The 11,910-nt window shown below is 45.2% G+C and carries 9 protein-coding genes; 3 read left to right on the top strand and 6 right to left on the bottom strand.

What is annotated here, in order from left to right:
• Positions 1–35: 35 nt before the first annotated feature.
• The 3 genes from MKY73_RS06540 to MKY73_RS06550 all read right to left on the bottom strand — a co-directional run bounded on the left by MKY73_RS06540 (position 36) and on the right by MKY73_RS06550 (position 4,898).
• On the bottom strand, positions 36–1,856 hold the full coding sequence (locus tag MKY73_RS06540) for an ABC transporter substrate-binding protein (RefSeq protein ID WP_339306348.1): 1,821 nt from the start codon (positions 1,854–1,856) through the stop codon (positions 36–38).
• A 75-nt stretch (positions 1,857–1,931) separates the two neighbouring features.
• Positions 1,932–3,443, bottom strand: coding sequence for an ABC transporter permease (locus tag MKY73_RS06545; RefSeq protein ID WP_339306349.1), 1,512 nt, complete (start codon positions 3,441–3,443; stop codon positions 1,932–1,934).
• A gap of 12 nt (positions 3,444–3,455) precedes the next feature.
• The gene (locus MKY73_RS06550; RefSeq protein WP_339306350.1) at positions 3,456–4,898 is read right to left on the bottom strand and encodes an ABC transporter permease; all 1,443 of its coding nucleotides are present in this window, start codon (positions 4,896–4,898) and stop codon (positions 3,456–3,458) included.
• 145 nt (positions 4,899–5,043) lie between these two features.
• Between MKY73_RS06550 and MKY73_RS06555 the strand changes: the two genes are divergently transcribed.
• Positions 5,044–6,786 carry an ABC transporter ATP-binding protein gene (locus tag MKY73_RS06555; protein WP_339306351.1) on the top strand — a complete coding sequence of 581 codons (1,743 nt, stop codon included), beginning with the start codon at positions 5,044–5,046 and terminating at the stop codon, positions 6,784–6,786.
• A 116-nt stretch (positions 6,787–6,902) separates the two neighbouring features.
• Here MKY73_RS06555 and MKY73_RS06560 read toward each other — a convergent pair whose 3' ends face one another.
• The 3 genes from MKY73_RS06560 to MKY73_RS06570 all read right to left on the bottom strand — a co-directional run bounded on the left by MKY73_RS06560 (position 6,903) and on the right by MKY73_RS06570 (position 9,683).
• Positions 6,903–7,682: a hypothetical protein gene (locus MKY73_RS06560; RefSeq protein ID WP_339306352.1), complete on the bottom strand. Its 780-nt coding sequence runs from the start codon at positions 7,680–7,682 to the stop codon at positions 6,903–6,905.
• Between the two features lie 111 nt (positions 7,683–7,793).
• Complete coding sequence (locus tag MKY73_RS06565; RefSeq protein WP_339306354.1) at positions 7,794–8,555, bottom strand: LuxR C-terminal-related transcriptional regulator; 762 nt, start codon at positions 8,553–8,555, stop codon at positions 7,794–7,796.
• A 63-nt stretch (positions 8,556–8,618) separates the two neighbouring features.
• Positions 8,619–9,683: a suppressor of fused domain protein gene (locus tag MKY73_RS06570; protein WP_339306356.1), complete on the bottom strand. Its 1,065-nt coding sequence runs from the start codon at positions 9,681–9,683 to the stop codon at positions 8,619–8,621.
• 148 nt (positions 9,684–9,831) lie between these two features.
• On the opposite strand from MKY73_RS06570, the gene MKY73_RS06575 reads away from it, so the two are divergent.
• Entirely contained in the window at positions 9,832–10,125 is a 294-nt protein-coding gene (locus MKY73_RS06575; protein ID WP_339306357.1) for a hypothetical protein, read from the top strand.
• Positions 10,126–10,416: 291 nt separating this feature from the next.
• Positions 10,417–11,874, top strand: coding sequence for a glycoside hydrolase family 1 protein (locus MKY73_RS06580; protein WP_339256678.1), 1,458 nt, complete (start codon positions 10,417–10,419; stop codon positions 11,872–11,874).
• Positions 11,875–11,910 lie beyond the last annotated feature (36 nt).

Here is an 11,910-nt window from a genome sequence, read left to right on the forward strand (position 1 = left end):
GTAGATGATCCAGTGACAGCCTTTTTGGTATTCGTTTACTTGGAGGCGTTGTAGTTACTCAAGAATTCTTTTACTTTTGCAGGATCAGCTTTTAATTCATTCCCGGTCTGAACGAGCGGGCTTACTGTAGAGTATGCTTTGAGTTTGTTGTTCTTGTAGAAACTCAAAATTTCATCTTGATTAATGGAGTAAAGCACTGCTTTTCTCAAGTCGCTGCTCTTGGCAACATCACGATTGGCTGTGTTAAACAAGAGATAAGAAACGGCGTTACTTGGAATGCTTTGCAGTTTCAGCTTACTGTCATTTTCGATGATGTCATACTTGGTTTCAGGCACACCGTAGTATAAGTGAATTTCACTGCTGCGAAGAGCAGAGAGGGCGCTGTCTGCATCCGCGATGAACCGGACATTGACCTGAGCAATTTTTGGTGCATATTCCGTGCCTTTGCGGTATCCCGGATTTTGCAGGAATACAGCTTCATAGTCATTTTTATAAGACAAAATATAAGGTCCGCTTGTATAAAGGGTGTTATTGTATGCTGCGCCTTCAGTCACCGTGTTCTGGTCACCATAAGGAATATCTTTGTTGACGTCAAAGGAAGCTACATCATATGTGTTGATGCTCTCCACCTGTTTTTTGGACACGATGCCCGCAGATTGGTGAGCCAGATAGTTTAGTACTTGCGGGAAAGGTTCAGTTGTTGTCAGTTTAACGACCTGATATTTACCTGCACTATTATCTGCTTTGGTTTTGTCAGTCACAAGTTCGGTAATTTTGCTGCCCAGTCCTTGTTCCAATGCTTCGAGGATTGTGCCGTTGCCACTGGATTGTTTAACGTTTTGCAATGCACTCAGATCCGTTACAACCTCAGCTTCTTTGATGTGTTCATGCAGGCTGTATGTCCGATGATCCGGAACGGAATCTTTGTTTTTAGCGCGATCCAGGGAGAAGATCACATCATCTGCACCGACACGTTCTCCTGTATCTACAGCTTTTTTGTTATCAATCTTCGCAAAGTTGATATCGTCTCTGAGAATGAAGTAGTAGTCTGAATTACCTTCAGCAATACTGAAATTATGGGACAGAGATCCTTCTGCTGTCAGCTGATCGTCATCTGTCAGGTTAACGAGACGTACATACATATTGGTGTTCAACTGGTTGATGGAACCGTCGTTTCCTTTGATTGGATCAAGGGAAGTTAGTACGGATGCGCTTTGCGTCAGAATCAACGGATCTTTGGCATTTTTGGAACTGTCCTTGAACTCAATCGGTTCCCAAGCCATCGCGCGGGATTTGGAGAGACGAACCGTGTCGACATTCAGAATGTCTTTGTTCACAGCCTGACTTTTCAGGGAAATGTACAAAGGAGCGATATAAGCCTGATCCGTTACCAAGCGATCTTCCAATTGTTTGTACGTGTCTTTGTATTCATCTGGTGTTTGGGTAGCTGCCTGATCGATGAGCTTATCAATCTCCCCATCTGCGAGGATACTGTAATCTCCACCTGTTTTGAAAAGGGAACGCACCGCATAATCGGGATTACCCGTTACCGTTGTCCAGCTGGACAAAGCAACGTCATAATTCCCTGCATCCTGCTGGGATTTGAAGCTACCGTAATCCGGTTGCAGGTTCAGCTTCACATTGAAGCCGTTTTTGGTCAGCTGGTCGCGTACAATGTTTACATCATTTTCGGAAGAACTCATGGCGAGCAGTTCAATGTCTGCCGGTTTTGGTGCAGTTTCTGTTGTGTCCGCTGGTGCGGTCTCCGCCTGGGATTCGGTTTTTGTTTTTACACTGCAGCCGGAAATCACAATGACGAGAATTAATAGCAATGAGATCAGTGTACGTTTTTTCATGGGATTACCCTCCATATCTTGAATGTGTGATGTGTGATTTTTTTTCTATCTATATCATTCATTTCAACGAATCATTTAGGCCTTTTCCAGCTTGGGATCAAGCGCATCACGCAGACCGTCACCGAGAAAGTTAAACGAAAGAACCAGCAGAATAATAGCCAAGCCTGGATAAATCGCCAGATAAGAGTGGGTTTCCAGGTATGTACTGCCCAGCTTCAGAATGTTACCCCATTCCGGAATATGCGGCTCCACGCCGAGTCCCAGATAACTCAAGCTGCTGGTAGCAATAACAGCTCCGCCAATCGTGAGAGTAGACTTGATAATCATGGGCGCAAGGGAGTTGGGAATAATGTGTTTGAAAATAATCGTACGATTGTTGTACCCCAGTGCACGTGCAGCTTCCACAAATTCAAATGTAGATACATAGAGTACACTGGCTCTCATCGTACGGGCGTACGTTGGGATGGAACCCAGACTTAGCGCCAGAATAAGATTGACGGTATTGGCTCCGAACGCAGCTATAATCGCAATGGCGAGCAGAATTCCCGGAATCGCATAGAGAATATCAAGCAGCCGCATGATGATGTTATCCGTATGTCTGCCGTAGAAGCCGGAGAGCGCTCCGAGGACTCCGCCGATCAACACGGGGATGATCGTTGACATGCAACCTACGATCAAGGAGATCCGGGCACCGAATACAATCCGGGAAAACAAACATCGTCCGAAGTCATCCGTTCCCAAGGGATACGCGAGGGAAGGCGATTGTAGCAGAGCGGAATAGTTATTTTCCACAGCCATGCTGTAGTCAAAGGTAAAGAAGCTGCAGATCGATATCGAGAACAGAAAAATGATAAAAAACAAACCGGACATCGCAGTCATATTCGGAGCAAGGCGCTCCCACAGATCGTTCCAGAAGTTTGATTTTTGTTTCCCCTGTCTGCGAATGCGTCCAATAATTGAAATGCCGAGCAATAGTGCGAATACATTACCTGTGATCGAGGTCAGAATCAGTACCACACTTACACCGATCATCCAGCGAGGGAGGATCGAAGTCGCGTTATAACGGGATACGATAATTAGAACGACCAGGTCGATGACCAGAATAAATATCAGCACCGCCATGGCTGGCAGAAAGTTGTCAGCCACATAAGGTTTGAAGACATTTAACGCGGATACACCGATCACGAACAGCTGGGTTAACAGCATGTATACCGCAAAGGTATACTCCACATTTCTGGATTTTCGAATCAGATGAAAGGCTGCCGTTACGATAAATATATTGCCTGAAATGATAGCAAGCAGCTGAACCCAGGCTAACCTGCGAGTCAGAGCAGAGACGGTACCGGTACGGATCAAGTCTTTTCGAATCCGAAACGTGATGACAGTTTGCACCAGTGTGAAGAATAAGTAGATCCCAAGGATCGTTAGCAGAAATGGTTTGAACGTCTGCTCGCTCCAGTCATAACTGTTGAACAGCAGCAATGCAGTCAAGAGAAGGGACGTGACCCAAGCGAAGCTTGCCTGACTGTATTCGCGAGAAGACTTAAGCCGGAAACGCATTTCTTGTGTTAAGGACGAGTTTGTCATAGTACACCTGCTTTAATATTGTTTCATCTTGGAGCGCACTCTTGGATCAATAAAAGCATACAGCAGATCAACCGCTACATTAATAATGGAGATTGTAATGGCTGTGTAGATTACTCCGCCCATGATACTCGGAATATCGGGGATGAATTGTTTATCCACAATGTAGCTGCCGAGACCGCTGATATTAAACACTTTCTCCGTTACCGCTGCTCCGCCTAACATGGCTCCGAATTGAAGTCCAACTACCGTTACGATGGGGATCAATGCGTTGCGCACAGCATGTTTCAGCATGACTTGGCGTTCGCTTAATCCTTTGGCACGGGCGGTCATGACATAATCCTCATGAATGACTTCCAGTGTAGAAGAGCGGGTCATCCGAGCCACCGCGGCCGTGAGACCCGTACCCAGCACAATGGTCGGCATAATGATCGACAGCCAGTTCTGCGGGTTGAAGGTGGCGGGAAGCCACTGCATTTTGATCGAAAAGTTCAGAATGAAAATAAGTCCTTGCCAGAAATTCGGGATGGATAATCCAATCAGAGCAATAAACATGAAGGTGTAGTCGAACCACGAATTAGGCTTAATTGCTGAGAAAATGCCAATGGGTAATGCAATGACAAGTGCTAACAGCAGGGAAATGACCGCAAGCGTCAAGGTAATGGGAAACTTCCTTGCAATCGTGGCTGTTACGTCTTCATTTCCTGCAAAAGATTTGCCAAGATCGAAGAAGGCGACGCCCTTGATATTGTTCCAAAGCTGCGTAAGATAAGGCTGATCCAAGCCATACACCTGATTGAATGCGGCAATCTGTTCCTGCGTTGCTGTCTCTCCCAGAATGTTAGCTGCCGGGTTGAACGGAGACAGATACAAAATTGTAAATACGAGTGTAGCTACGCCCAGAATGACAAATACCGTCATCAGTATTCTTTCAAATATGTACTTTAGATAAGGATTACCATACAAGAACAGGATGCTATACATGAGACAGCCTGGAATAATGGATATCGCCAAAAACCATGGTTTGTTGATCAGTGAGTGGAACGTATCGGCCATTGTAAGACGTTGATTTCCTTGTTCCTGAAGTATGCGGGATGTCCGCTCCTTCAATTCTGTCTGAACACTTTCCTCCAACCATACCTCGGTCTGACGTTTGAATTCTCCCTCATTGACCTGCTGCTGGAAAAAACGATGTTTGCGACGCAGTTGTTCTTCCACTTCCAACTTCAGTCTGTTCCGGTAGGAAGAAGCGAGCAGTTCTTGCTCAGCGGCCTGTCTGGCAGCTACCCAGCCGTCATTTTTTCGATGTGAACGCCATATTAGAAACACGACCAGATTGATCGGTAATCCAAGAATGAACAGAACGTATCGATAGGAAGGATGAAGCAGCATTTTGCCATAAATAAGGCTTAAATTGTGTACCAACCGTGAGATTCTACTGCCATCTGCAAGATTCAAACCAAGTGTACCTCCTTTCATTCAGGTTTAAATTGCATTATTCCGATTGATATAGTATATATTATTTAGGGTCTAAACAATTGTCAAGGAATTAAATGGTATACATATGAGTGAATGAGAAAAACGGATGAGAGCTGGTGATTGCATGGAACCTTTACTGAAAGTTAATGAGTTATCTGTCTCTTTTCACTCCGGAGAGAGTGAGTTTCAGGCAGTGCGAGAAGTAAGTTTTGAAGTGCGAAAAGGGGAGACGCTAGGCATTGTAGGAGAATCAGGAAGTGGAAAGAGTGTAACCGCACGTTCCATTATGAGACTGCTTGCATCGCCGCCTTCACAGATGAAAAAGGGAGAAATTCTATTTAAGGGTGTCGACCTTGCCAATAAAACGCAGAAAGAGATGGAGAGCATCCGTGGACGTGATATTGGTATGATCTTTCAAGATCCGATGAGTTCCCTTAATCCGACAATTAAAGTGGGGAAACAGATCTCTGAGAGTCTAATCAAACACCAGAAGGTGTCCAAAAGGGAAGCCAAGAAGCAGGCGATTGCCATGATGGAGCGGGTGGGGATAACTCGCAGCGAAATACGCTACAACCAGTATCCGCACGAATTCTCCGGAGGCATGCGTCAGCGGGTCATGATCGGTATTGCACTCGCTTGTCGTCCTGAATTACTCATTGCCGATGAACCGACAACTGCTCTGGACGTTACGATTCAGGCACAGATTTTGAATTTGATGAAAGATATGCAAGAGCAACTGGGCACATCGATTATCCTGATCACGCATGACTTGGGCGTAGTAGCGGGCATGTGTGATCGGGTTGTTGTGATGAAAGAAGGACAGATTGTGGAAACTGGGACGACGGCGGAGATTTTTGCTAATCCCAAACACCCGTATACGATCAGGCTTCTGAATGCCTTACCACGTCTGGATCAGAAGAAAAAGCCCAAACCGGTATCATTGGTCCCGAGAGACTTGGAAGATAATCAGCCGTTGCTTGAGGTAAAATCGCTCAAACAACATTTTAATCTGGGCAAAGGGAATACCTTAAAGGCTGTGAATGATATCAGTTTCCATATTCGACAAGGTGAGACACTCGGCGTTGTAGGGGAATCCGGCAGTGGAAAATCGACCACGGGGCGTGCCATTCTTCGATTGCATGAGCCAACAGGTGGGGATGTGCTGTTTAAGGGAGTTCCGCTCAATCGTCTGTCCGCTTCGGAGATGAAAACGATGCGCAGACATATGCAGATTATTTTCCAGGACCCCTATGCATCTCTGAATCCCAAAATGAGGATAATGGATATCATTGGAGAAGCGCTTGATATCCATCAACTTGCAGGCAATGCCGCTCAGCGGGAGAAACGGGTGGAGGAATTGCTGGAGATGGTGGGTCTTGATCCTGCCCATGCGCAGCGTTATCCACATGAATTCTCGGGAGGACAGCGACAGCGAATCGGTATAGCGCGAGCTCTGGCTGTGGAGCCGGAATTCATCGTATGTGACGAACCATTGTCTGCACTGGATGTATCGATCCAGGCTCAGATCGTACAATTGCTTGAAGAGTTGCAGCAGCGACTCGGATTGACGTATTTGTTCATCGCGCATGACTTGTCCATGGTTAAACATATCAGTGATCGGGTGGCTGTGATGTATAACGGGAAAATTGTGGAGCTGGCAGAGAGTGAAGAACTGTATTCCAACCCGCAACATGCCTATACCAAGGCATTGCTATCAGCTATTCCTGTGCCTGATCCGGCGATCGAAGCGAAGAAAAAGAGGCATGTTGTAAAAGAAACACCTGTTGAAGCAGAGGACCGTTATAATCTGGAACATTCCAAGTGGGTAGAAGTTAAGGCAGGTCACTGGGTAGCCATATCAAGCTAAAGTGATGTGACTCAATTTAGCTAAAAAGAACCCCGACAATGATCACTATAGATCGTTGTCGGGGTTGTGTTGGATGTACTTGATTTTATTAATATGATGGCAATACTCAAAAGTGATTATTTGAATTGAACGGATTTCTTGATGGTATCAATCTCTGCTTTGGTTGCATCATCCATGTAAGTGAAGATGAAGTTGAAAGCATATCCTTCAATAATCGTGCTGTAGTAGTCCTGAGTAATCGTTGAACCGTCACCTGCATCCATCGTAATTTGCATCAGATCCATCTCTTTACCACCGATGGTTTCCGTTGTCATCTCTTTATAATCATAAGGGAACTGGCTATCCACCATGAATTTTTTGGTTGCTTCCAGGTAGTCTTTACCTGTACGAATGCCTTGCAACAAGCTTACTTTCTCAGCAATGGCCATAGCGGAAGGACCAACTTGACCTCCGTCCAATGGATACTGTGAAGCCATAAGCAGATTCAATGTTTTGGTTTGAGACAGTTCAATTTGTTTTTTCTTCGTTTCATCATCACCAGCAATCGCTTCGGATGATGCGCTTGTCAGTTCATTCATACCCGCAGCATCCTGGAACTCCCAAGCTTCCGGGAATTTCAGAGATACGCCGAAATAATCATTGGTGTAAGAGCCTTTTTGTGTAGTCCCCAGCTCAACGTCTTGGGAATTATCCGTTTCCTTGGACTCTTCGCTTGCAGGTTCAGTGTTCTCTGTTTCTTCTGTATTGGCTGTCTCAGAATCAGTGCCAGTCGTTGTTTCAGTTGCGGCAGGCTCTTTTGTTGCGGCTGTGTTATCTGCCTTGTCACCGCAAGCGGCTGCAACCAGCATAATCATAATGAGCATTGCGAATAAAGAAGCTTTCTTTGGATTTGTCATATTACCCTCCTGAAATGTGTGTGTGTGTTTTCTCTCTCTACATCTTGCTTGTTTCCTAAATTGTAGCACAAACGTTCCCATTTACTACCTATAGGAATCTATAGGGGTCCTTTATAAATAAGACAATCGGCTGGCAATTGAAACAGCTTCCGTGCTGGATTGCACACCTAATTTGTTGAAAATCACTTTTTTATGATGATTCACAGTGCATTCCTTGATTTTCAATTTCAAAGCAATAGCTTTCACAGTGAACCCTTTCGCGATCATTTCCAGAATGGTTAACTGACGCGCTGTGAACTCCACCGCTGGTTTGTCACAAGCTTCAGCAGCCTGCTGATTTTGGTAACTGTTCTGCATATATGCAGGAATCAGCTTGGCAATAGCAATAAGCTCGCCCTGCATATCCGCGTTAATGGTGGACACATCCAGATAACCGAAATGCTGCGATTCCATGGACAGAGGGGCAGCGTAGCAATGCCAGCTTTGAAAATAGGGGCTTTCATGCTGCTCGGGCAACAGAAGCACAGGTTCATTGCTGTCCATCGTTACAGAAATGGCGTTGACTCCACAGCTCTGTGCAGTGAAGATCATGCCCGGACGAATGGGTGAACCTTCTACTACAGTTTCCAGATCTGGACTATAATCCATGGAGAGAAGCACACCGTCCTTATCTGTGAGTAGAAAAAGATAAGTGCCCGTTAAATTCACTTTAATATGCGAGAGGCTGTTCTGGAATGCATGAATCAGGAAATGATTGATTTTGCGAAGCCTGTCCAGTTGAGATTTAGGTAAATAATCGAACGGAGCCGTTTCTGTTAGATGCTTGCACATGGCGGACTCCTTGTGCCGTGAGGCAAGTGTAATGGCAGGCATGTTTGATTCCTCCTTCCTGCACAGTCGCTATTAAGCGTAGGATCTGATTGAATCTGGGGTGCATCATCCAATCGTTTTGATAACGTGCCCTTCCTGGTTTTTAATTTCTGTTTTAACAATCTGAACAAGCATATGATCCAATGAAGCGATCTCGAATGTTCCTTCAACCGGACGAAGATTCTGCACCAGCTCTTCAACAATCTGTGTGTTCACGGTCAGGGTAACTTGTTTGTCGGATTCCATGACTGCTGGAGCTTCTCCAGCTTCGAATAGAATATTGGTCTCAGGTCCGATCAAGGACAGAGATTCGCCTTTCGGAATTCGGCTACGAAGGATGGTTCCGACTAATACAGCCTGTTTGGCTCCAAGCTGGAGTTTGCCCGGAACGGTCTTTATCAGCATTTTTTTACGCGGGGACTCCCAGCCCAGTTGTTGTATGAATAAAAATGCTGTGCTCGATCCGTCCTGTTCCATTCCATGCTCAACGGCTTGTACGACAGAAGGAATATCTGCGTACGAATTTCTCATCAGATCGGTCACGTATTTGGGCATGAAATTGGAGCAGGCCGAGAGGAAGCCGCGCGCATTCCACGTTTGAATCATTTCCAGCTCCCGACCTGTAATACCAACCATCTGAATAAACTGCACTGAACCGTTAGGCGTAGAGATCGCCGGTAGATCCGGGTCTTCAATAAATGAGAGAGCAGTCAACAAAGTATCGGACTCCAGACAGATGGGTCCATTGGCGTCCATGTAATCTCCTGGCTGAAAGATATTTCCGCTAGTGAACACGTAACGTCCTACATTTTGAAGCAGATTCAGTGCCCAGGCTGGCGGATCAGTCTCTCCTTCACTGCGTGTAAGGCGAAATGTGAGTTCAAAACCATACCCGCTTTTGGATGCATCCTGCATCTCTTTTTCATATAATTCAGAGAAACCATATGTGACAAAATGCCAGTGGGGCATGGGTGTATTCACTGCATAAACACTGATGCCATCGAGAGGGTCCGGACCTCCGAGCATGTAAGGAATGGATGTTCCATAATGGTGCGGCTCCTGTTCACCGTAAAGCTCACCGATGGCTTTATCAATTGCATCCCAACCAGATGTGTTTTCTTCATAAGTCATTTGTTGAATCCTCCTGTACTAGTCTTTCCCCCGAAAAACATTTAAAATTAAGTCTACCTGTTACAGAAACGGATTCAAGCGGCTTAAGGATGAATTGTGTCAGATAGGACTTCGGTGTTATTAATTGCAATCCAGGGAGTGAATTTACATGAGTATGAAAGATATGTATTTCAGAGAGTTTAATCAGGAAAACTGGGACTCATTTTCCGAACTGTTTGAAGAATTCGAAAATAAACTGGACCCTGCGTGGGTAAAACGTGCGCGAATACATGGGATGCCGGCGGACATAAGTCGGGTACTTTTGTATGAAATGGGGGAGTACACTTTTGAATGGATATTGAAAGATATCCCGGCTTTAGGGGACCAAAGTCCTGCTACATACCTGGAAACCGAGGAGGGAGCGCAGGCATTAAGGGCAGCCATTATGCATATGCCTCGTTAATTTTTGTTATGGAAAGAATGGGCGAACGATCCTATGATCCAGTGAAGTTGATTTTGCAAAATAGATATGTTACGCTTACATTACAAGAGCAAACATAACAGAATACGCAATAACATCTTTTGATGGATTGTAACTGTGAAGACAGGCAAAACCTAAACTGATGGTGAAATGAAGGCCCCTTTTTTTGGTGCTATTTTACCTTGAGTTTAGGTTTTTCTTGTTTTCTGCTCTAAATCACACCATTTTTCACTTGGAAAAACCAAAATAAATTTCGAAAAGAGGTTGTTGTTCATGACCACGGCAAAAAAAGGATTCCCCGAAAACTTCCTATGGGGCGGCGCTACAGCTGCCAATCAATTGGAGGGTGCATTCGATAAGGACGGCAAAGGCCTCTCCACAGCGGACATGATCGCTCATGTTCCGAAAGAGAAGCGTACAGGCGGACATGCCATGGAAATTTCCTCTTCCCGTATTGAAGAGATTCTCTCCGGCAAAATTGAAGAACGTTTCCCGAAACGTTTTGGTATCGATTTTTACCATCACTTTAGAGAAGATATTGCATTGTTCGCTGAAATGGGCTTCAAAGTATTCCGCTTATCCATTCACTGGGCACGCATTTTCCCGAACGGTTATGATCAAGAGCCGAATGAAGCAGGTTTGAAATTCTACGATGAAGTATTCGACGAATTGTTGAAATATGGCATTGAGCCGCTCGTTACATTGTCTCACTACGAGACTCCGCTTGGCTTGACGCAAAAATATAATGGCTGGGCTGGTCGTGAAGTAATTCAGCACTATGTTAGATATGCTGAAACGGTATTTAACCGTTATAAAAATAAAGTGAAATACTGGCTGACGTTCAATGAGATTAACGTCATGCTGTTCAGCCCATACACTGGCGGCGGCATTCTGATCGATAAAGTGGACAACAAGCTGCAAACGACGTATCAAGCGCTTCATCATCAATTTGTAGCAAGTGCCATGGTAACGAAGCTTGCACACGAAATTATCCCTGGTTCCCAAGTCGGCTGTATGCTTGCTCGTATGGAAACTTATGCAGCCACATGTAATCCGGTAGATGTTCGTTTGGCTCAGCATGAGAATCAGATTAACCTCTTCTTCACGGACATGCATGCTCGTGGTAAGTACCCGAACTATATGGCTCGTTATTTTGAAGAGAACAACATTGTCATTCAAAAAGAAGCGGGCGATGATGAAATTCTGCTCAACAATACAGTTGATTTCATCTCCTTCAGTTACTACATGTCCGTGACCAAATCGGCTTCTGCCAACGAAGCAGAGACATCCGGCAACTTGACTGGTGGCGTGAAAAACCCTTATCTGGAAGCGTCCGACTGGGGCTGGGAGATCGATCCGATCGGTCTGCGCGTAACTCTGAACAACTTCTGGGATCGTTACCAGAAACCATTGTTCATCGTGGAAAATGGTTTGGGTGCCTATGATAAAGTTGAAGAAGATGGTTCGATCCATGACTCCTATCGTGTGGATTACCTGAAAAAACACATCGAACAAATGAAAGAAGCCATCAAAGATGGTGTGGATCTGATTGGATTTACAGCATGGGGGCCGATTGACCTGGTGAGCATGTCCACTTCCGAAATGTCCAAACGTTATGGTTTCATCTACGTGGATCTGGACGACGAAGGTAACGGAACACTGAAACGTTCCAAGAAGGATTCATTCGACTGGTACAAAAACGTAATCTCCAGCAATGGTGAGCAACTGTAACTCGATCGTTCACAGGATTGTTACCGCACAGGAAGC

Source organism: Paenibacillus sp. FSL R5-0519, from assembly GCF_037974275.1.
GTDB lineage: Bacteria > Bacillota > Bacilli > Paenibacillales > Paenibacillaceae > Paenibacillus.

Excerpts from the sequence above, each read along its gene's own strand:
- MKY73_RS06540 (WP_339306348.1), bottom strand. The coding sequence starts at position 1,856 with ATGAAAAAACGTACACTGATCTCATTGCTATTAATTCTCGTCATTGTG.
- MKY73_RS06545 (WP_339306349.1), bottom strand. The coding sequence starts at position 3,443 with ATGACAAACTCGTCCTTAACACAAGAAATGCGTTTCCGGCTTAAGTCT.
- MKY73_RS06555 (WP_339306351.1), top strand. The coding sequence starts at position 5,044 with ATGGAACCTTTACTGAAAGTTAATGAGTTATCTGTCTCTTTTCACTCC.
- MKY73_RS06560 (WP_339306352.1), bottom strand. The coding sequence starts at position 7,682 with ATGACAAATCCAAAGAAAGCTTCTTTATTCGCAATGCTCATTATGATT.
- MKY73_RS06565 (WP_339306354.1), bottom strand. The coding sequence starts at position 8,555 with ATGCCTGCCATTACACTTGCCTCACGGCACAAGGAGTCCGCCATGTGC.
- MKY73_RS06570 (WP_339306356.1), bottom strand. The coding sequence starts at position 9,683 with ATGACTTATGAAGAAAACACATCTGGTTGGGATGCAATTGATAAAGCC.
- MKY73_RS06575 (WP_339306357.1), top strand. The coding sequence starts at position 9,832 with ATGAGTATGAAAGATATGTATTTCAGAGAGTTTAATCAGGAAAACTGG.
- MKY73_RS06580 (WP_339256678.1), top strand. The coding sequence starts at position 10,417 with ATGACCACGGCAAAAAAAGGATTCCCCGAAAACTTCCTATGGGGCGGC.